This is a genomic window from Pseudomonas petrae, assembly GCF_021728295.1.
Classification (GTDB): Bacteria; Pseudomonadota; Gammaproteobacteria; order Pseudomonadales; family Pseudomonadaceae; genus Aquipseudomonas; species Aquipseudomonas petrae.
On sequence record NZ_JAKJXE010000007.1, the window covers coordinates 354,810 to 375,595 of the forward strand.

Sequence of the window (20,786 nt, forward strand, 5' to 3'; positions counted from 1 at the left end):
ATTGCAAGGACTCAGCTCAATATGGAGACCGACCCCAGGTATTTCAAGGCGCGTGGCAGATTGTCGCAAGCCAGGCTGTCCAACCAGTGCAAATCCTGCCAGCTGCGTAGCCAGGTGAACTGCCTCTTGGCCAACTGGCGCGTGGCAATGATGCCGCGCTCCTGCATCTCGTCCCGAGTCAGCTTGCCGTCCAGATGATCCCAGACCTGGCGATACCCTACAGCTCTTATAGACGGTAAATTCGAGTGCAGATCACCCCTCGAACGTAGCGCTATGACTTCTTCAACGAATCCTTCATCAAGCATTTGCCTGAAACGCACAGCAATTCGGTCGTGGAGCACCTTGCGATCCGTCGGTCCGATCGCCAGATTTGCGACAGTATAGGGCAATTGATGACGCCCCGAAGCGCTCGCTTGAGCACTTTGCGCACTTTGTTGTTCACGGTGCGCGGTCATGCTCATGCCGCTAACCCGAAAGACTTCCAGCGCGCGAATCAGCCGCTGAGGATCGTTGGGGTGAATTCTCGCCGCCGAGACCGGATCGATGCTCGCCAGCTCATCATGCAACGCCTGCCAACCCTGACTGGCCGCTTGCGCCTCGATCTGCGCCCGAATCTCGGCGTCAGCCGCAGGCATATCGGCAAGGCCTTCCAGTAGAGCTTTGAAATACAACATCGTGCCGCCCACCAGCAGGGGAATTTTGCCCCGGGCGGTAATTTCCGCCATGGCCTGCAAGGCATCGGTTCGAAAATCCGCCGCAGAGTAGCTCTGGCTGGGGTCGAGGATATCGATGAGCCTGTGCGGATACTTGTCCAGAAGCGCTTTTGATGGCTTGGCCGTGCCGATGTCCATGCCGCGATAGACCAGCGCTGAATCCACGCTGATCAGTTCGCACGGCAGCACTTTGGTCAGTTCGATGGCGAGATCGGTTTTCCCGGCGGCGGTCGGCCCCATCATAAAGATGGCCGGAGGAAGAGCACTCATCAGCGACCGCGCAGGAATAGTTTGTCCAGATCATCCAGACCCAGCTGGGTCCAGGTGGGCCGTCCATGATTGCATTGACCGCTGCGCTCGGTGTTTTCCATGTCACGCAGCAGGCCGTTCATTTCCGGAATGGCCAGCCGCCGATTGGCGCGAATCGCACCGTGGCACGCCATGGTGCCGAGCAGTTCATTCATGTGGGCCTGAACGCGATCGCTTGTGCCGTACTCCATCAGATCGCCCAGCACGTCGTGCACCAGTCGATTCGCCTCAGCCTGCTTGAGCAGTGCAGGAATCTGCCGGATCGCGAGAGTCTCGGGGCCAAGGCGCTGCAACTCAAAGCCCAGTTGCTGGAAGGTCGCCATGTGTTCCTCGGCGCAGTCGGCCTCTCGCTGGCTGACCGCGATGGACTCCGGCACCAGCAGCGGCTGACCGCTCAGGCCTTCGCTGGCCATGGCGATCTTCAAGCGCTCGTACATGATTCGCTCATGGGCGGCGTGCATGTCCACCAGCACCAGGCCGTGGGCGTTTTCCGCGAGGATATAAATGCCTTTGAGCTGAGCGAGGGCATAACCCAGCGGCGGCACATCGCCCTGAGAGTCGGGCAACGAGACGCTGCCTGCGCCCGCCGGAGCCTGCGCACCGGGCAGCGGGGCAAAGAATTCGCTGTAAGCGGCACGCGCCTCTTCAGCCGGAAGCACCGACGACGGCCGCGGCGTGTATTGATATTGGTAGCCCGCGCCACTGCCAGAGCCGGGTGCGGATCCGGCCGGCGTATTCCAGGCCTGACCTTGCGGGGTCTCGAGCACGTTATTGGCCAAGCGCATTTCGCCCTGCGGCCCAAACTCGCCGGCATCCGGCCCGCTTGGTCGCACCAGTGCGGTGACCGAGGTGGTGCCAGCAAGCTGATCTTCAGGCCGTACATCGCCAAGCGCCCGATGCAGCGTGCCGTACAGGAAATCGTGAACCATGCGCCCGTCGCGGAACCGCACTTCGTGCTTGGTCGGATGGACGTTAACGTCGACGACCGCCGGATCCACCTCGAAAAACAGCACGAAGGTCGGATGCCGGCCGTTGAACAACACGTCGCGATAAGCCTGACGCACTGCGTGGGCAACCAGTTTGTCGCGCACCGCACGGCCATTGACGAAGAAATACTGCAGATCGGCCTGACTGCGTGAAAACGTCGGCAGCCCAACCCAGCCCCACAACCTCAACCCGTTGCGCTCGACCTCGATCGGCAGCGCCTGCTCCAGAAACCCGGGGCCGCAAATGGCCGAAACCCGCCGCGCGCGCGATACGTCATCGCGGGCTTCGTGCAGGCTCAGGACGGTCTTGCCGTTGTGGCGCAAATGAAAGGCCACGTCGAACCGCGCCAGCGCCATGCGCTTGATCACTTCCTGGAGATGATCGAACTCGGTTTTCTCGGCTTTAAGAAACTTGCGCCGCGCAGGGGTGTTGAAGAACAGGTCGCGCACTTCCACGGAGGTGCCGACGGGGTGCGCAGCAGGCTGAACGCGCGAAGCCATGTCGCGGCCTTCGGTCTCGACCTGCCAGGCCTGATCGGCATCGCGCGTACGTGACGTCAACGTCAAGCGCGCCACGGAACTGATCGACGCCAGCGCCTCGCCCCGGAAACCAAGGCTCATCACTCGCTCAAGGTCTTCCAGGTCGCGGATCTTGCTGGTGGCATGTCGGGCCAGTGCCAGGGGCAGGTCATCCGAAGAGATGCCGCCGCCGTCGTCGCGAACACGCAACAGCTTGATGCCAGCCTGCTCAACGTCGACATCGATACGGCGCGCGCCGGAATCGAGGCTGTTTTCGAGCAGCTCCTTGATCACCGACGCCGGTCGCTCGACGACCTCGCCTGCAGCAATCTGGTTGGCAAGCCGAGGGCTGAGCAGCTGGATACGCGCGGCTTCTGCCGCAGGTAAATCGGGGCTCACGCTGACATCCAGTTCCTGGTCACCGAGCAACAGGTCAGTCACGGCTCACCTGCCAGTTCTGCGCTGGGGATTCTCAGTTGCTGGCCGACTTTCAACTCATCCGAGCTCAGATGATTGGTGGTACGGAGCATCGGCATGGTCATGTCGTAGCGCGCCGCGATCATGCTCAGCGATTCACCGTGACGGACCGTGTGCTCGCGCGCCCCCATGGCGAGCTTGCCGTTATCCCGCAGCCAGGCGATGTACGTGCCTTGCGGCGGATTCTGCTGGAAGAACTGCTTCACGCCCGCCGTGATGGACCGCGCCAACGCTTGCTGGTGGCTTGCGCCTTCGAGCTTGTTGGCTTCCGCCGCGTTGGAGATAAAGCCGGTCTCGACCAGAATCGACGGAATGTCCGGCGACTTCAACACCATGAAGCCGGCCTGCTCGACGCGGGACTTGTGCAACGAGGTCACGCGGCCGATGTTGGTCAGAACCTTCTGGCCGACGTTCAGGCTTGAAGTCAGCGATGCGGTCATCGACAGATCAAGCAGTACGCCAGCGAGCATGCGGTCTTTGTCATCGAGGCTCACGGCCCCGGCGCCACCGATCAAGTCGGAACGGTTTTCACTGTCCGCCAGCCAGCGTGCTGTCTCCGAGGTCGCACCGCGTTCGGACAAGGCAAACACCGAAGCGCCGAAGGCAGCGGAAGAAGGCGCCGCGTCGGCGTGAATGGACACGAACAGGTCAGCCCCTTTGGCGCGGGCAATTTCCGTGCGCTTACGCAGCGGGATGAAGTAGTCGCCGGTGCGGGTCAGCTCTGCGCGGTAGCCCTTTTCGCCGTTGATCTGGCGCTGAAGCTCCTTGGCGATCGCGAGCACGACGTTCTTTTCTTTCTCACCGCGGCCGCCGGATGCGCCCGGGTCTTCACCGCCGTGGCCCGCATCAATGACCACGACGATGTCACGTTTGCCATTCGGCACAGGGGTGAGTTTGATTTCAGGCTTGGACGGACTGACCGGCACCGCAGGCGTCGCCGGAGCAGCGGTGGCCGGGGTATCGGCAACCGACGGCGGCGGATTGGCATCGGCGGCGTTGTCGTACAGGTCGACCACCAGACGGTTGCCGTATTGCTGGTTCGGCGCGAGGGTGAAGCTCTTCGGCGTCACCGCCTTTTTCAGGTCGATGACCACGCGCAGGTCGTCAGGCGTGCGCTGCGCCGAGCGCATGCTGGTGATCGGTGTGTTGGCTGTCGGCACGTTCAGCGGCCCACCCAGCGTGGCGCCGTTGATGTCGATGACCAGACGATCAGGGGACTGCAGCGTAAAGACGCTGTGCTGAACGGGGCCAGACAGGTCGAAAACCAGTCGAGTGTTATCCGGAGCACGCCATAAGCGGACACTTCGTACCTGTGAAGCGGCCAACGCGTCGACAGCCAGTGTCGCCAGCAGCAGTCCAATCACAGTAACCAGCGCGCGCATGCGCATACCAAACCCCATATCTATTGAATGTCTATTTAAACGACGGCGCCAAAGCGGCACACCACATCTCGCCACGCGAGCTTTTCGGGCTCAGCGTCAGCGCGCGACCTTCATCGAGCGGCCTTATGGTAATGATCAGGTCAGGCTTTGGCAAAAAGCCTGCACCCAGATTGGGCCATTCGATGAGACAAAGGGCATCGCCTTCGAAATAGTCCCGGATGCCGAGGAATTCTAGCTCTTCTGGATCAACAAGTCGGTAGAGATCAAAGTGATACGCGCGGTTTCTCCCAATTTCGTAAGGTTCTACCAGCGTAAACGTCGGACTTTTTACCGCGCCGGTATGGCCGAGGCCGCGAATGATTCCTCGGGACAGCGTGGTCTTGCCCGCCCCCAGGTCACCCTCCAGAAAAATAATCCCATTGCTTTCAGTCACTTGGGCAATACGTGCGCCGAAGTTGGTCATGGCCTCTTCACCCATGAGGTCCAGGGTTAGCTCAGACACGGTTGGTGCTCCTCCAGAAGCTGGCGAATAACAGGAATCAGATCAGCGGCAGCCAGCCCTCGCCCGCTGGCGCCGCATTGTTCACCGGCGAGGGCGTGCAGCCAGACGCCCAGACAAGCAGCATCGTAAGCGCTCATCTTTTGCGCCATCAACGCGCCGATGACACCGGACAGCACATCGCCCAGCCCACCGGTCGCCATGGCCGGATGGCCGTGATCGGCCAATGCGAGGTCACCTGCCGGGTTGGCAATCAGGCTGCCGCTGCCTTTTAAAACGCACACGGCATTGAATTTTTTAGCCAGCGCCCGCGCCGCAGCCGGGCGATCGGCCTGGATGTGCTTGGTGTCGGTGCCCAACAGCCGCGCAGCTTCGCCAGGATGCGGGGTGATCACGCAGCCCTCGGGCAGTTGCACCGCGCCGGTCGCCAGCTCATTCAGTGCGTCGGCATCCCAGACCTGCGGCAATATCGCGTTGGCGGCCGCGGACAGCAGACTTTTCCCCCAGCTGTGCTGGCCGAGGCCCGGACCGACCACCAGCACTGACGCGGGCTCAATCAAGGCGCGAAGCTGGTTGGCCGAGCTGATGCCGGCGCTCATGACTTCGGGGAATCGCGTCAGCGCGGCGCTGACGTGTTCCGGCCGTGTTGCCAGCGTGACCATGCCGGCACCGGCTCGCAGCGTGCTTTCTGTGGCGAGCAATGCAGCACCGCCGAAGCCCTGATCGCCACCCACCACCAGCACGCGGCCGAACATGCCCTTGTGCGCAGTGCGTGAGCGAGGGGCCAGGGCTGGTAGATTGAAGGTGTCCAGCCGTCTGACGCTGATGGGGGTTTGCCGAATGATCTCGGCGTCCGCCTGCAAGTCATCGAACACCAGCTCACCCACCAGCTCGGGCGCATCGCCGGTGAACAGCCCGACCTTGAGGCCGATGAAGGTGACGGTCAGATCGGCGCGGACTGCACAGCCGAGGGTTCGCCCCGTATCTGCGCACAGTCCCGAAGGGAGATCGACGGCCACGACGGGCAATCCACTGTCGTTGATGGCCTCAATGGCCGCAGCATAAGGCGCGCGCACGTCGCCCGTCAGTCCAGTGCCCAGCAGCGCGTCGACCACGATGCCGGCCAGCGCCTGCTGTTGCCATGGCTGAATATCGACATTGGCGGCGACGGCCTCTTCATAGGCCGTTCGGGCATCGCCGACCAGCGCGGCGCAATCACCCACGGCCAGCACGTTAACTTGCCAGCCGGCACGCCGGGCCAGCGCAGCGATGAGATAACCGTCCCCGGCGTTATTACCGCGACCGGCCATCACCGTCAGCTGTTTGTCCTCAGGCCAGCGGCGGCGTATTGCCCGCCACGCGGCATGGGCGGCACGCTGCATCAGCTCGAAGCCGGGCGTGCCGGCAGCAATCAGGCGCGCGTCGAGGTCGCGCACCTGGGCAGCGCTGTACAGCGCGTCGGGAAATGGGGGTTTGCTGTGCAACATGCGTCTTTGGGCTCCGATGTCTGGCAGAATTATACGCACCTGCGCCCCGGTGTCCTCCTTGCATGTCCGCGATAACTGTAGATCCATCAACAGCCTCAACGCCCCTCACGGCGGCCGGGCTTACAGACCTTGCCCAATCGATCAAGGAGTGGGGGCGCGAGCTTGGCTTTCAGCAAGTCGGGATCTCGGGACTGGACCTGGCTGAGCACGAGCAGCACCTTGAGCGCTGGCTCGATGCCGGGTACCACGGCGAGATGGACTATATGGCAGCGCATGGCAGCAAACGTTCGCATCCGGACGAGCTGGTGCCGGGAACACTGCGTGTGGTGTCGTTGCGCATGGACTATCTGCCCGGCGACACGCAGATGGCTCAGTTGCTGGGGCAGCCCGAGAAAGCCTACGTTTCCCGTTACGCACTGGGCCGTGATTACCACAAGCTTATCCGCAAGCGCGTGCAGCAACTGGCGGAGCGTATTCAACAGGCGATCGGGCCATTCGGTTTTCGCGCGTTCGTCGACAGCGCACCGGTGCTGGAGAAGGCCATTGCCGAACAGGCCGGGCTGGGCTGGATCGGCAAGAATACCTTGGTGCTCAATCGCAAGGCCGGCAGTTATTTCTTCCTCAGCGAGCTGTTCGTTGACCTGCCGCTGCCGGTAGACGCGCCACACGCCACCGAGCATTGCGGGCGCTGCACGGCGTGCCTGGACGTATGCCCGACCAATGCGTTCGTCGGGCCCTACGTGCTGGATGCGCGCAAGTGCATTTCCTACCTGACCATCGAGCTGAAGACGTCGATCCCCGAAGACTTGCGTGCGTTGATCGGCAATCGGGTGTTCGGCTGTGATGACTGTCAGATCGTCTGCCCGTGGAATCGCTTCGCCCGGCCGACCGATCAAACGGATTTCAAACCCCGCCACGGCCTTGATAACGCCGAATTGACGACGCTGTTTTTGTGGGATGAGACGACATTCCTGAGCAACACCGAAGGCTCACCGTTGCGGCGCGCCGGGTATGAGCGCTGGTTGAGAAATCTGGCCGTGGGACTGGGCAATGCGCCGTCTACCATCCCTGTGATCGAAGCGCTCAAAGCGCGGCGGGAGCATCCGTCAGAGATGGTGCGCGAGCATGTGGAGTGGGCGTTGCGGCAGCATGAAGCCAGGGCCGCAAACCACCTGCTGTAGGAGCGCGCTTGCCCGCGAACGCAATCGGCCAGTGAATGCGTTGATGCCTGACGAATCGCAATCGCGGGCAAGCGCGCTCCTACAAATAGCGGCGCGGCTCAATGCCCGTCCTTGTAAACAAACTTCGGCATTTCCCAGCGAAACCTGATCGCCAGCAGCCGCAGCAACAGCCCGCCAAACAGGGTGATCAGCGTGCCCTGCTCCACCGGCAACCCGGCGTACTGACACAGCAAAAAGCACCACGCGGCGGCAAACGACACGCTGGCATACAGCTCGCGGCGGAAGATGAGGGGGATGTCGTTGCAGAAAATGTCCCGCAGGATCCCGCCAAACACGCCCGTAATCACCCCGCTCACGGCGGCGACGGTCATGCTCAAGCCCATGTCCAGCGCGGTCATACAGCCGATCAGCGTGAACGCCACCAATCCCAACGCATCGAGCACCAAAAACAGTGAGCGCAGATGCCGCATGAGCGGCGCGATGAAAATGGTCACCAGCGCTGCAACACTGGTCAGGATCAGGTACTCAGGGTGCTTGACCCACGTCAGCGGGTAATGCCCCAGCAGCACGTCGCGGACCGAACCACCGCCCAACGCCGTGATGCACGCGATCAGCACCACACCGAACCAGTCCATGCCGCGACGGCCTGCGGACAGCGCGCCGGTCATGGCTTCGGCCGTAATAGCGATCAGGTAGAGCATCAACAACATGGCGGCAGTCCCTGCGAGAAAGGGGCGCAGTCTAACCACTCGACCGAGGCACCAAAAGAGAGCGTTTAGCGTTGTGCTCTCTCTGGAAGACCGCGATTGGCCGCCGGCGCCCTGCTATCAAGACTTGATGAAGTGCTCACGGTAGAAACGCAGCTCGGCGATCGACTCACGGATATCATCCAGCGCCAGGTGCGTGCTGCCCTTCTTGAACTTGAGATCAGGTGACCAGCGTGCGGCCAGTTCCTTGAGGGTCGAGACGTCGAGGTTGCGATAGTGGAAATAGTTTTCCAGCGTCGGCATGCGCTTGTACAGGAAGCGACGGTCCTGGCAGATGCTGTTGCCGCAAATGGGCGAGCTGCGCTCGGGGACCCACTGCTTGATGAACTCAAGCGTCATGGCCTCGGCTTCGTCGTTGGAGATTTTGCTTTCGCGCACACGCTGGGTCAGGCCGGAACCGCCGTGCTGGCGGGTGTTCCATTCGTCCATGCCGTTCAGAAGCTCATCGCTCTGATGAACCGCGATGACCGGGCCTTCGGCCAGGGTGTTGAGTTCGCTGTCGGTGATGATAGTTGCCATCTCAATGATGACGTCGTTATCAGGGTCCAGACCGGTCATTTCCAGGTCGATCCAGATAAGATTCTGTTTGTTCTGCATATGTCGGCTCCTCAGCGTTGGCGCGCAGTTTAGCCCACCCGGGCGTGCTAGACTCGCTCGCGCTTTATCAAATCAGCACCTTTATGCGTCTTCAAACGGAACACTGAACACCCATGGCCAAACGCCAACTCAACCGCCGCCAGAACTGGCGCATCGAAAAGATTCAGGGCGAGCGCGCAGCGCGTGCCGCCAAACGTGAATCAACCGCTCTCGAAACGCTGGAAGGCGGCGATCTCGGTCCCGAGCAAACGGGTCTGGTCATCGCGCATTTTGGCGTGCAGGTAGAAGTCGAAGCGCAGGACGGCGAGCTGCAGGGTCAGGTTTTTCGATGCCACTTGCGCGCCAACCTGCCGGCGCTGGTGACCGGCGACCGAGTCGTGTGGCGCGCTGGCAATCAGGGCATCGGCGTCATCGTTGCACAGTTGCCCCGCGATACAGAACTGAGCCGCCCGGACAGCCGGGGCCAGCTCAAGCCGGTCGCCGCCAACGTTGACCTGATCGTCATTGTTTTCGCACCGATGCCCGAACCCCACGCCAATCTGATCGACCGTTACCTGGTGGCCGCTGAGCACGCAGGGATTCGCCCGTTGTTGCTGTTGAACAAGTTTGACCTGATCGACGATCAGAATGCTCCTGCGCTCAATGCGCTGCTGGCGGTGTACCGCACGCTGGGTTATCCGGTGCTGGAAGTCTCGGCCCACCACGGCGATGGCATGCAGCAGTTGCAGGACCAGCTGGATGGCCATATCAGTGTGTTCGTCGGCCAGTCCGGCGTCGGCAAATCCTCGCTGGTCAACAGCCTGCTGCCGGAAGTCGGCACGCGCGTCGGGCCTTTGTCGGAGTACTCGGGCCAAGGCACCCACACCACGACCACCGCGCGGCTGTTCCACTTCCCGCGCGGCGGCGACCTGATCGACTCACCGGGCATCCGTGAATTCGGCCTCGGTCACGTCAGCCGTGCCGACGTCGAGGCGGGCTTCATCGAATTCAACGACCTGCTCGGCCGATGCCGCTTCCGTGACTGCAAGCATGACCGCGAACCCGGCTGTGCCTTGTTGCAGGGCCTGGCAGACGGGCGCGTGCAGCAGCAGCGAATGAACAGCTATCGCTCGATCATCGCGAGCTTGCCGGAAAGCAGTTACTGACGGGCGCCGCCCAGTGCGGCGCACCTGTCCGAAATCCAACGCATTCGACGAAGATTTGTAGGAGCGCGCTTGCCCGCGAAGGCGGCGTGTCAGGCAATCGACTCGTCACAGGAAGATCGCTTTCGCGGGCAAGCGCGCTCCTACAATTGAATTGCGCCACACAGCCTCTGCGGCGCACGCAACTTGAATAAGGACTCGGCTGTCGAGAGGCACAAACGAAAAACGCCGCGATCATCGCGGCGTTTTTGCGTCGTCTACACAGGTATCAGTTCTTGGTTTCGTCGATCTTCAGCTGGCCCTGATCGAAGATGTTCAGCTTCTGCCGAATCTCGTGGGGCTGGGCGTAAGCCTGCGGATCGACGGCAGGTGTGGAAATCGACGCCCCCGGCTGATTGGCCGACCCGGTAGCGCCAGGTAAAGGCGATGGCGCAGCGGCTCCAGGCGCATCCGGCGTTTGCGGTGCTTCACCTGAATTCTGCGCGCCTTCGATCCGCTGCTGGGCTTTCTTGGTCATCACCACAATGTCGATGCGACGGTTGATCGGATTTTGCGGGTGCTCCTTGTCATACAGTGCCGAAGACGCATAGCCCACTACGCGCGCCACCTGCTGATCCGGATACCCTCCCGCGAGGAGCGCCCGGCGAGCGGCGTTCGCTCGACCGGACGACAGCTCCCAGTTGCCGAAGCCGTTATTGCCGATAAAAGGCGTCGCGTCGGTGTGACCGCTGATGCTGACCTTGTTCGGCACCGCTTTGATGGTGTCGGCCATGGCCAGCAAGATGTCTTCGAAGTACGGTTTGAGCTTCGCGCTGCCGATGTCGAACATCGGGCGGTTTTCGGCATCCGTGATCTGGATGCGCAAGCCGTCCTGGGTGATCTCGAACAGAATCTGGTCCTTGAACTTCGCCAGTTGCGGATTCTCGTTGATCTTGGTCTGCAACTCTTGCAGCAACATTTCCAGACGGTCCTGCTCGACTTGCTCGGCGGCAGAATCCTGCTGATCCGCGTCGACCGGCACGCGATCCGGCGCAGGCGTGGATTGCACCTCCGGGTTGAGCGTCTGGTTAGGGGACATTTCGGGCGAACCGCCCAGGTCAATCACGTAAGGCGAGCCGCTGTCGGAAAAACCGACCGGGTCCTTGAAGTAACCGGCGATGGCGAGCAGTTGCTCGGGCGTGGCCGATGACATCAGCCACAGCACCAGGAAGAACGCCATCATCGCCGTCGCGAAGTCGGCAAATGCGATTTTCCAGGCGCCGCCGTGATGCCCTCCGCCGTAGCGCTTGACGCGCTTTATGATGATCGGCTGATTATTTTCCATAGATCAACGACCGCGGACAGCTTGTTCCAGCTCGCTGAAGCTGGGGCGATGGGCCGGATACAGAACCTTGCGACCGAACTCCACGGCCAGCGAAGGCGGCACGCCGGACGCTGACGCCACGAGCGAAGCCTTGATCGATTCATAGACGTTCATTTCTTCCTTGGCATCGTGGGCCAGGCAAGTGGCCAACGGGCCGAAGAAACCGTACGCCGCGAGGATACCGAAGAACGTACCGACCAGCGCCGCACCGACGTGCATCCCGATCGCTGCCTTGTCGCCGGAGCCCAGGGAGGCCATGGTCACAACAATACCCAGTACCGCGGCAACGATACCGAAACCCGGCAGGGCGTCGGCGACGCCGGTCACTGCGTGGGAAGGATGCTCGAGCTCTTCTTTCATGCTCAGCAATTCCATGTCGAACAAGCCTTCCAGCTCGTGGGGCGCCATGTTGCCTGAGGACATGATGCGCAGGTAATCGCAGATGAAGGCGATCATGCGGGTGTCTTTGAGCACGCCAGGGTATTTGGCGAAAATCGGGCTGTTCTCGGGCTCTTCGATGTCGCCTTCGATCGCCATCATGCCTTCGCGACGGCTCTTGTTGAGGATCTCGTAGACCAGGCCCAGCACTTCGAGGTAGTAGCCGTGGGTGAACCGGGAGCCGAACATCTTCAAGGACTTCTTGAAGACCAGCATGGTCATATAGCCCGGGTTGGCTTGCAGGAATGCACCCAGCGCCGCACCGCCAATGATCAAGACCTCGTAAGGCTGGATCAACGCAGCGATCTGACCGTGGGACAGTACGTATCCGCCGAGAACGCTCGCGAAAACGACGATGATGCCGATAATTTTTGCCATAGGTAGGAAATACTTACTGAGTCGGGTTCATGGTCATTGTGCGAGAAGCGCTTGAAACTCTTGTCCTGCTTATCGGCATGAATGCGCCAGACTATAGTCAGATCACAGGAAAATGCTGACCGATGTGTGGCGCCGGACGTTGCGCCGCGAGGGCCAGCATGATGCCAGTATCCGACATCGATCTAAACCTCCCAGCCGTACGGGTGTTGTGAATGCAATCAGATAAAGCTTCTTCGCTACCTGTCCCGCGCACCCTGGATAACTGGATAAAACAGCTCGACGGCATCGCCTTGCCGGTGCCTGCGGTGGCGTATCAGCGCGTGCAGGCGGCATTGACCGACAGTCGCCGCTCGCTGCGCGATATTGCCGACCTCATGCAGGACAGCCCGGCGCTGGTGCTCAACGTTTTGCGCGAAGCCAACCTGAACAGCCCCGCCACGGCCCAGCCTGCGGAGAGTCTTGAAGTCGCCATCAACCGATTGGGACTGGCGCGTACCGAAGCGCTATTGGCGCGGCTGCCCAGTGTCGATGCGCGGGACATCCCGCTGGCGTTGCGTCAAATCCAGATGATCAGTCAGCACGCCATGCAACAGGCTTACGGCTTGTTCGCCAATCAACTGGCCCGGCTGTGGCAGGACATCCATCTGGGCAGCCTTCTGTTTCTCTCGCCGCTTTGGCCGATGGCGCTGGCGCACCCCAAACTGCTGGAAGAATGGGAACTGCGGGTTATCCACAAGGGCGAGTGCGCTAAGGCTGTAGAGCAGGCACTGTTTGGCGTGCGGCTGGTGCATTTGTGTCAGGCGCTGGCGCAGCACTGGCGCCTGCCGATCTGGGTGACCCAGGGCTACGAATTGCTGACCTCCCAGCAACGCAATCTGGTGAAAGTGTTGCGCATCGCCCACAGCAACGGTGACCCACTCAAACAGCAACAGCAACTCGACGCCGACCTGCCGCTGCGGCGCTGGCTCAACCAGCCCGCCAATACGATTCTGCTGGCCAACGGCCTCGCGCTGTCGGCGCATCAGGCATGGGACACACCGCATAACCTGCGCTGGCAGCTGCTGACCAGCCTGTATCTGCAACAGTCACTGGATGATCTCCAACAGCAGGTTCACCAGAACGCAGCGGCCAGCGCGCGTCAGCATTCCGGCCCGGACATCTGGCACCCCGCGCAGGCTTTGCTCTGGCCGTGGAATGCCCGTCGGGTACACAAAGGCTTGCTGCCTGCCCCGCCACCATCGCCCGACGCCTTGCAGCTGTGGCGCAAGCACTGCGCCGATCTGTTGAAAGAGCCTGGCATTTTCATCAACGCGATACACCTGACCACCTGCGCCAGGGATGCACTGGTGGCAGCGGGCATGCAGCGGGTGGTGCTGCTGATGACCGATCGCAAGACCGACAGTCTGCGCGTGCATCAGATCGCGGGCGTGGACAAGTCGGCCGCTGCGTTGCTGGTGCCCTACAAAGACAGCACCGTGCTGCAACGCCTGCTCGCCCAACCCACGCAATTGCGCCTGACACCGGCCAACAACGCCCAGTTTTCCGCGTTGCTGCCGCCGCAACTGCGCAACCTGTTCAGCGGCGAAAACCTGCTGATTCGCTCGCTCGCCAGCAATGGCCGTGTGGTGATGGTGGTGGTGGCCGATCAGGGCGGCGGGCTGTTTTCCGAAGTCTCCGTCCAGGCTTTCGGAAAAACCGGTCAGTGCATCGAGAAAGCCCTCACCACCTTTAGCCATCGCAATGGCTGACGGCTGAGCTACAATTCGCAACCTTTTCGCGATCCGGAGACGCTACATGTCTGCCTTTTCAAGCTTGCCGCTGGTCATCGAGCCCGCAGACCTGCAAGCACGCCTCAGCGCGCCAGAGCTTATTCTGGTCGACCTGACCAGCCCGGCCCGCTACGAGGCCGGCCACATCCCGGGCGCGCGATTCGTCGATCCGAAACGCACGCAACTGGGCCTGCCACCTGCGCCGGGGCTGCTGCCCTCGCACACGCATCTGGAAGGGCTGTTCGGCGAACTGGGCCACAACCCCGACGCGGTGTACGTGGTCTACGACGACGAAGGCGGTGGCTGGGCCGGCCGGTTCATCTGGCTGCTCGACGTCATCGGACACAAAAAGTATCACTATATCGACGGTGGGCTTCTCGCCTGGCAAGCCGAAGGCCTGCCACTCTCGACGGAAGTGCCAAAAACAGTCGGTGGCCCGGTTTCACTGACCTTGCACGACGAGCCCACAGCCACCCGCGAATACCTGCAAAGCCGCCTCGGCGCCGCTGACCTGGCAATCTGGGACGCGCGCGCGCCGACCGAGTACTCCGGCGAAAAAGTCGTCGCTGCCAAGGGAGGTCACATTCCCGGCGCCGTGAATTTTGAATGGACGGCCGGCATGGATCAGGCGCGCAACCTGCGCATCCGCAAGGACATGCCGCAGATCCTCGAAAGCCTGGGCATTACCCCGGAGAAAGAAATCATTACCCACTGCCAGACCCATCATCGTTCGGGCTTCACCTATCTGGTGGCCAAGGCGCTGGGTTACCCGAGGATCAAGGGCTACGCCGGCTCCTGGGGCGAGTGGGGCAACCATCCGGACACCCCGGTCGAGAAATAAATCGGCGCCCGACGTGGCGTAGATCCGTATTCCCTTCTTCAAACGTTTTAGGAATCTTGATGAAACAGCGTCTGTTTATCCTTTTCCAGTATCTGCTTCCCCATCATCTGCTGTCGCAACTGGCGGGCTGCGTGGCCGAATGCCGCGTGCGCTGGTTCAAGAACGCTTTCACCCAGTGGTTTGCGCGCCGCTATCAGGTCGACATGTCCCAGGCTCAGGTCGAGGACATCACCGGGTACCAGCACTTCAATGACTTCTTCACCCGCGCCCTCAAACCGGGAGCGCGCCCGTTGGACCCAACGCCAGGCGCGATCCTTTGCCCTGCAGACGGCGCGGTCAGCCAACTGGGCCCAATCGAACACGGTCGGATTTTCCAGGCCAAAGGACACAGCTACAGCGTACTGGAACTGCTAGGCGGCGATGCGCGCCTGTCCGCGCCGTTCATGGGTGGCGAATTTGCGACCGTTTACCTGTCACCGAAGGACTATCACCGCGTGCACATGCCGCTCGCCGGCACCCTGCGCGAGATGGTCTACGTACCGGGCCGGCTGTTCTCGGTGAACCAGATCACGGCGGAAAACGTGCCGGAGCTGTTCGCCCGTAACGAACGCGTGGTGTGCCTGTTCGATACCGAGCGCGGTCCGATGGCCGTCGTGCTGGTCGGCGCGATGATCGTCGCCTCGATCGAAACCGTATGGGCGGGCCTGGTCACGCCGCCCAAGCGCGAGCTCAAGACTTTCCGTTACGACGAAGCAGCGCGCGCGCCCATCCATCTGGAAAAAGGTGCCGAGTTGGGTCGCTTCAAACTGGGCTCTACGGCCATCGTGCTGTTCGGGCCAAATCAGGTGAAGTGGTCCGAGCTGCTGGCGGCCGGTTCGGCCGTTCAGATGGGTCAGGGCCTCGCGCTGCCATTACAGGCCTGATTCTTGCCTTAACTCATATCTGTGAGGCGTGATGCTGTTTTTCTGGCGCGAACTGCTTTAAGCCGTCGCGCAGCATCACGCTTGACCAGGGATGCGGGGTCTGGCTGCAGGACAATGGGCACAGGCTGCGACGGTTGCAGGATGCTGCTAGAGTCCAGTTGTCAGCGCTGTAGGAAACTTCGCTTTCAGTGGACGTAAACGTGCTCTTTTCGCTCGGCGAGGGTGCTTGCCCCCGGAGTTGGACGCCGCCGTTCAGGCCTGTAGTCGTTGGAGTTTGCCTGTCACATGAGTAATTTAAGCCTCCCGCTGTTGTTGCGCGCACCTGTGCCGACGCAGTCGAGCCTGTCGTTCTGTGACGCGACGCCCAAAGACATGAAGCGCTGGATCGCTACCCTGCCCAAGGCCAATCTCGGTGAAATGGCCCGCCAGCTCTATCAAGGGCTCGGCGAACTGAACCAGTTGCTCACCCCCAGCGACAACCGCATGCAGCTCCTCGAACTGCTTCGCCCGGAAGTATTTTTCGTGTGCAAGCACCTGGAGCGTCACTTCCTGAACCAGTCAGTCGTTCTCGAAGAGCGTCCGCGCAAGGTCGCCAACCTGTGCCAGGCCCTGCAAAACCACCTTGCCATCGGCTACAAACAGATCATTGCGCGGGTCGCGGTCAAGCTCGGCAAAGACCGCATCGGCCTGCTGACCACCGCCCTTCAGCGCGCGCTCAGCTGCCTGAACGGTCCGCTGATCCGCGCCAACCAGCTTTACTGCCCGGTGCAGGACGGCTTGTGGCTGGAGATGCACCAGATTTATCAGATCGCCCGCCAGCATCAATTGCAGAACGTGCCGGTTGCCGACAGCCTCGCCCACAACACCCAGGCGATGAGCGTCGAACAGACTTACATCGTTGCGCTGCTGATGGGCTGTTCGCGCTGCAATCAGATGCGCCAGCACAACATCGGCAAGCTGGCCGAGGCGCTGGATGCGTGGAGTGCGATGGTCACGCTGCAGCAGCCGATGGACACCAACAGCCTGTACGCGGTGTCGCCAGGCACGGACACAGCGCCGCGCTATGCCGCACTGTACGACGATGATCAGCGGCCGAATTTGCTCGGTATCAACTCGCGCCCTCTGTCGGCTGCACTGGAGCGTTACACCGAAACGCCCGTTGAAGAACGCTCGAAGTCCGCGCTGAAAGTGCCGCCGGGGTTGTCAATCGACGTCCTGCAGCACCTTGCCGCCGCTTGGGGCGATGTGTCGGAACGTGCGTTTCAGCGCACCCCGGGACAAGGCACACTGACCGTCTGCGTGGGCATGAGCGCCCTGCATTATTACGTCGGCGGCCAGCAGTCCTTCAGCGACCTGCTGCAAATGTCGACCCTGTCCAGAGTGGCCGAATACACACTGCAGCCTTTGCAGCCGGCCAAGCATGATCCATGGGCGCAGACGGCAGAAGCGCAACGCAATGGCAAATCGAACAGCATGCTGCCGTTCGAGGAAATCGAATACAAACGTGACGATGCCGAAGCCAGCGCGGCGTCCGACGGGCAAAAGAGTTTCCCGACGTACGCCCTGCATATCGTCAATCACAGCCCGGGCGGCTACTGCCTGGCCTGGCCGAAAGAGGTACCGGACCAGTTGCAGGCCGGTGAGATGATCGGCATTCAGGACCATGGCCACGGCTGGAGCATCGCGGTGGTGCGCTGGGTGCGGCAGGTCCGCGGCGGTGGCATGCAGATGGGCGTTGAACTGATTGCGCCCTTTGCCCAGGCCTGCGGCATGCAGCTGACCCGCGCCGAGCAGAGCAGTCAGTTTTTGCGCGCGCTGCTGTTGCCGGAAGTTCGCGCCATTGATGTGCCCGCGACAGTCATCGCCCCGCGCCTGCCGTTCGAGGACGGCTCCAAGGTGCTGATCAACACCAGTGGCGAACAGCGACGCGCGAGCCTGAGCAACCGTCGTGCGACGACGGGAAGCTACAACCAGTTTGAATATCAGATTCTTGAAGGGCCGAAAAAGGTTGCGACGCCAGACGCCGGCGGCCCGGAGCAGGAATTCGACTCGCTGTGGACGGTGCTCTGAGCCATCGAGGCATCCGTTGCAGATGCCTCAACGCTCACGCTTTTAAACGCTGCGCCCTTCCCGGTCGCGGAACCCCAGCAAATACAACACGCCATCCAGACCCAGTGTCGAGATGGCCTGCTTCGCCGACTGCCTGACCAGCGGCTTGGCGCGGAACGCCACACCCAGGCCGGCGATGGCGAGCATCGGCAAGTCATTGGCGCCATCGCCCACCGCGATGGTCTGTTCCAGACTCAACCCTTCCTTGCTGGCGAGTTCGCGCAGCAGATCGGCCTTGCGCTGGGCGTCGACGATCGGCTCGATCGCGTTGCCCGTGCACTTGCCGTCCACCACTTCCAGCTCGTTGGCGAAGATGTAGTCAATGCCCAGTTTGGCCTGCAACTGGCGAGCGAAGTAGGTGAAGCCGCCCGACAGGATCGCGGTCTTGTAACCCAGCCGCTTGAGTTCGGCGAACAGGGTTTCAGCGCCTTCCGTCAAACGCAACGAAGCGCCGATCTCATCCAGCACCTTCACATCCAGGCCTTTGAGCAGCGCCAGTCGCTCTTTGAAACTGGCGCGGAAGTCCAGTTCGCCACGCATGGCGCGCTCGGTGATCTCCGACACGCGCTCGCCGACGCCGTGGGCTTTGGCCAGTTCGTCGATAACCTCGGCTTCGATCAGTGTCGAATCCATGTCGAACACCGCCAGACGACGGTTGCGGCGGAACAGTGAATCCTGCTGGAACGCGATATCGACGTTCAGCTCGTGGGCAACGTGGAGGAATTCGGCCTGCATCTGCTGAGGATCGACCGGCTCGCCGCGCACGGAAAACTCGATGCAGCCCTTGCTCTTCTCGGTGGGCATGTCCAGCGGCATACGCCCGGAAAGGCGATCGATGCGGTCGATGTTCAAGCCATATTTGGCTGTGATCGCACTGACCGTCTGCAGTTGCTCGGCGGTGACCTTGCGCGTCAGCAGCGTCACGATGTGCCGCGCCTTGCCCTGACCGTCGACCCAGTGCTGATAGTCGGCTTCGGACACGTGGGTGAAGCGCACTTGCTGACCCAATTCCTCGACTGTTCCCTGCACGTTCTGGCGCACTGCCGCGCCTGCTTCGGTGTCGGGGATCTCGACCAGAAGGCCGAACGACAGCGCGTCGTGAATCACCGCCTGACCGATGTCGAGAATGTTCACGCCGCCTTGGGCCAGCACACCGGTGATGGCCGCAGTGAGACCCGGACGGTCTTCACCGGTGATGTTTATCAGGACGATTTCGCGCAAGGCGCACCCCCGCAGTGGAAAAAAACCGCATTCTACGCACTTTCAGTGACCGCCGGGCACAGCCAGCGCTTTGCCGCCACAGGGTCGCTCGCTATACTGCGCCCCAACTTCACCAAGAGAGCCGTGCTCAGTGAACCGGCCCACGCCCGTAAAAACCGATAATTTCTTCTTGCTGATCTTCCGGGCATTGCGTCATCGACGTGTACCGATTGCTTTGCGCATCGCCAGCCATAACGTGATCCTCGTCGCGCTGGCTCTGGTGATCTACGCCTGCGTCATGGGTTTGCAATTCAAGCAAGCCATGCACGAACAAGCCGACGCATTGGGGCAAGCCCTGACCACCCAGACCGCCACGTCCGCCACCGAGCTGCTGGTGTCCAACGACATCCTCAGCCTCAACGTGCTGCTGGGCAATCTGGTGAAAAATCCGCTGGTGGCCCACGCGGCTATCTATAGCCCCGACAACCGCATTCTTGCCGAAGCCGGTCAGCGTCCGAAAAACGGCTTGCTGGGTGAGGCGGAAGGTCTGTACGAGATCAAGATCACCTTCCAGGACGTGGTCGCCGGCACGCTGCGCATCAGCCTGGACATGGCCCAGTTCCAGCAACCGCTGACCATCAGCTTGCAGAGCATGGCGATTCTGGCCGGTATCCTGCTGGCACTGGCGTTGGCCTTGAGCCTGCGCCTTGGGCGCCATATCTCCACGCCGATGCTGCAACTGCGCATGTGGCTGCGCTACATCGACCCGTACACGCCAGCCACTGATCGTCAGGACGAGATCGGCGATCTGGCGCGTCAGCTGAAGACTTCCTACGCGCCGCCAGAACCGGAACCGGCGCCCATTCCCGAGCCTGCACAGGTCGAGGACGAGGAAGACGCTTCGCCGGAGTTCGACAGCAGCGACCTGAGCGACCCTGACTTCGACGATGCGCCCAAACCGCGCGCCACGGTGATCCCGGCACGACGCATTGCCGCCGAGGAAGATGAAGAAGACGAAGAGGATCCGTTTGCGGACCTTCGCGACCACTCCCCCGCTGCGCCGAAACCTGCGCCGCGTCCGATCCTTCCGGTCGTGCCAACGCAACCGCAATACAGCGCGGTGCTGGCGGTGCAGCTGGGTTCTCAGGAGCAACTGCGTCGGCTTCCGCGCACGCGCCTGACCGAGCTGCTCGAGCGCTACCGTGACTGCATCGATCAGGCCGCTTCGCTCTACGACAGCGAGCTGCATACCCTGAACGACGGCAGTTCGCTGATGGTGTTCAGCACCCAGGACAGCGGCGATGACTACCTCACCAACGCCATCTGCTGCGGCGAGTTGCTGCGTGCATTGAGCCATGCGTTGCAGATCGAAGTCGCCGACAGCGGCATTACCCTGCAACTGCAGTTGGGCCTGACACTGGGCGAAGGCTTGCACGGCATGAACCAGATCGATCTGCTGCTGACCGAAACCGCGCAGGACGCCCTGGCCCTGTCGCAACACAGCCGTAATCTGTTGCTGGTAGAGCGCAAGATCAGCGAAGACCCGACCATCCGCCAGCGTGCGCGCATTCGCCCGATTGCGAGCCCTGAAGGTGCCAGCTGTGTGGAGCGTCTGATGGAGCCGTATCCGTCGATGCTGGAGCGCCAACTGGCGCGTATGCACGAGGCGCGCAGGGTCTAGCCGTCACCCACAAAAAAGCCCGCAT

The 20,786-nt window shown here is 61.7% G+C and carries 16 protein-coding genes and 2 pseudogenes; 8 read left to right on the forward strand and 10 right to left on the reverse strand.

The window, feature by feature from the left end; genetic code table 11:
* Positions 1–11 precede the first annotated feature (11 nt).
* The 5 genes from miaA to L4G42_RS15010 are packed head-to-tail and all read right to left on the reverse strand — an operon-like array spanning position 12 to position 6,372.
* Entirely contained in the window at positions 12–983 is a 972-nt protein-coding gene (gene miaA / locus L4G42_RS14990) for a tRNA (adenosine(37)-N6)-dimethylallyltransferase MiaA (protein ID WP_237259267.1), read from the reverse strand.
* Complete coding sequence (mutL, locus tag L4G42_RS14995; protein ID WP_237251994.1) at positions 983–2,926, reverse strand: DNA mismatch repair endonuclease MutL; 1,944 nt, start codon at positions 2,924–2,926, stop codon at positions 983–985. Before mutL ends, miaA begins: the two co-directional genes overlap by 1 nt.
* A gap of 38 nt (positions 2,927–2,964) precedes the next feature.
* Entirely contained in the window at positions 2,965–4,404 is a 1,440-nt protein-coding gene (locus L4G42_RS15000; protein WP_237251871.1) for an N-acetylmuramoyl-L-alanine amidase, read from the reverse strand.
* 13 nt (positions 4,405–4,417) lie between these two features.
* Positions 4,418–4,888, reverse strand: coding sequence for a tRNA (adenosine(37)-N6)-threonylcarbamoyltransferase complex ATPase subunit type 1 TsaE (tsaE, locus tag L4G42_RS15005; RefSeq protein WP_237251870.1), 471 nt, complete (start codon positions 4,886–4,888; stop codon positions 4,418–4,420).
* On the reverse strand, positions 4,876–6,372 hold the full coding sequence (locus tag L4G42_RS15010; RefSeq protein WP_237251869.1) for an NAD(P)H-hydrate dehydratase: 1,497 nt from the start codon (positions 6,370–6,372) through the stop codon (positions 4,876–4,878). Before L4G42_RS15010 ends, tsaE begins: the two co-directional genes overlap by 13 nt.
* 62 nt (positions 6,373–6,434) lie before the next feature.
* On the opposite strand from L4G42_RS15010, the gene queG reads away from it, so the two are divergent.
* Positions 6,435–7,553 carry a tRNA epoxyqueuosine(34) reductase QueG gene (queG, locus tag L4G42_RS15015; protein WP_237251868.1) on the forward strand — a complete coding sequence of 373 codons (1,119 nt, stop codon included), beginning with the start codon at positions 6,435–6,437 and terminating at the stop codon, positions 7,551–7,553.
* Between the two features lie 98 nt (positions 7,554–7,651).
* Here the strand turns inward: queG and L4G42_RS15020 are convergent, their stop codons facing one another.
* Both L4G42_RS15020 and orn read right to left on the reverse strand, forming a co-directional pair.
* A complete protein-coding gene (locus L4G42_RS15020; RefSeq protein ID WP_122533826.1) occupies positions 7,652–8,263 on the reverse strand; it encodes a trimeric intracellular cation channel family protein in 612 nt (203 codons plus the stop codon).
* Positions 8,264–8,380: 117 nt separating this feature from the next.
* Positions 8,381–8,917 carry an oligoribonuclease gene (gene orn / locus L4G42_RS15025; RefSeq protein ID WP_065987811.1) on the reverse strand — a complete coding sequence of 179 codons (537 nt, stop codon included), beginning with the start codon at positions 8,915–8,917 and terminating at the stop codon, positions 8,381–8,383.
* Positions 8,918–9,030: 113 nt separating this feature from the next.
* On the opposite strand from orn, the gene rsgA reads away from it, so the two are divergent.
* Positions 9,031–10,062: a small ribosomal subunit biogenesis GTPase RsgA gene (rsgA, locus tag L4G42_RS15030; protein ID WP_065987812.1), complete on the forward strand. Its 1,032-nt coding sequence runs from the start codon at positions 9,031–9,033 to the stop codon at positions 10,060–10,062.
* A 265-nt stretch (positions 10,063–10,327) separates the two neighbouring features.
* Here the strand turns inward: rsgA and motB are convergent, their stop codons facing one another.
* Positions 10,328–11,383, reverse strand: coding sequence for a flagellar motor protein MotB (gene motB / locus L4G42_RS15035; RefSeq protein ID WP_237251867.1), 1,056 nt, complete (start codon positions 11,381–11,383; stop codon positions 10,328–10,330).
* A 3-nt stretch (positions 11,384–11,386) separates the two neighbouring features.
* Entirely contained in the window at positions 11,387–12,238 is an 852-nt protein-coding gene (motA, locus tag L4G42_RS15040; protein WP_237251866.1) for a flagellar motor stator protein MotA, read from the reverse strand.
* A 212-nt stretch (positions 12,239–12,450) separates the two neighbouring features.
* Between motA and L4G42_RS15045 the strand changes: the two genes are divergently transcribed.
* From L4G42_RS15045 to L4G42_RS15060, 4 genes are all read left to right on the forward strand, one after another.
* Complete coding sequence (locus tag L4G42_RS15045; protein ID WP_237251865.1) at positions 12,451–13,986, forward strand: HDOD domain-containing protein; 1,536 nt, start codon at positions 12,451–12,453, stop codon at positions 13,984–13,986.
* Positions 13,987–14,032: 46 nt separating this feature from the next.
* Positions 14,033–14,848 carry a rhodanese-like domain-containing protein gene (locus L4G42_RS15050; RefSeq protein ID WP_237251864.1) on the forward strand — a complete coding sequence of 272 codons (816 nt, stop codon included), beginning with the start codon at positions 14,033–14,035 and terminating at the stop codon, positions 14,846–14,848.
* A gap of 53 nt (positions 14,849–14,901) precedes the next feature.
* Positions 14,902–15,771: an archaetidylserine decarboxylase gene (gene asd, locus L4G42_RS15055; protein WP_237251993.1), complete on the forward strand. Its 870-nt coding sequence runs from the start codon at positions 14,902–14,904 to the stop codon at positions 15,769–15,771.
* Positions 15,772–16,056: 285 nt separating this feature from the next.
* Positions 16,057–17,841, forward strand: coding sequence for a molecular chaperone (locus L4G42_RS15060; RefSeq protein ID WP_237259266.1), 1,785 nt, complete (start codon positions 16,057–16,059; stop codon positions 17,839–17,841).
* A 42-nt stretch (positions 17,842–17,883) separates the two neighbouring features.
* On the opposite strand, the gene serB is transcribed toward L4G42_RS15060, so the two are convergent.
* Positions 17,884–19,101, reverse strand: coding sequence for a phosphoserine phosphatase SerB (gene serB, locus L4G42_RS15065; protein ID WP_237251862.1), 1,218 nt, complete (start codon positions 19,099–19,101; stop codon positions 17,884–17,886).
* Positions 19,102–19,231: 130 nt separating this feature from the next.
* On the opposite strand from serB, the pseudogene L4G42_RS26355 reads away from it, so the two are divergent.
* Both L4G42_RS26355 and L4G42_RS26360 read left to right on the forward strand, forming a co-directional pair.
* Positions 19,232–19,954: pseudogene (locus L4G42_RS26355) on the forward strand (AhpA/YtjB family protein); the annotation flags it as partial.
* Positions 19,955–20,056: 102 nt separating this feature from the next.
* Positions 20,057–20,761 (forward strand): annotated as a pseudogene (locus L4G42_RS26360) (histidine kinase); the annotation flags it as partial.
* Positions 20,762–20,786 lie beyond the last annotated feature (25 nt).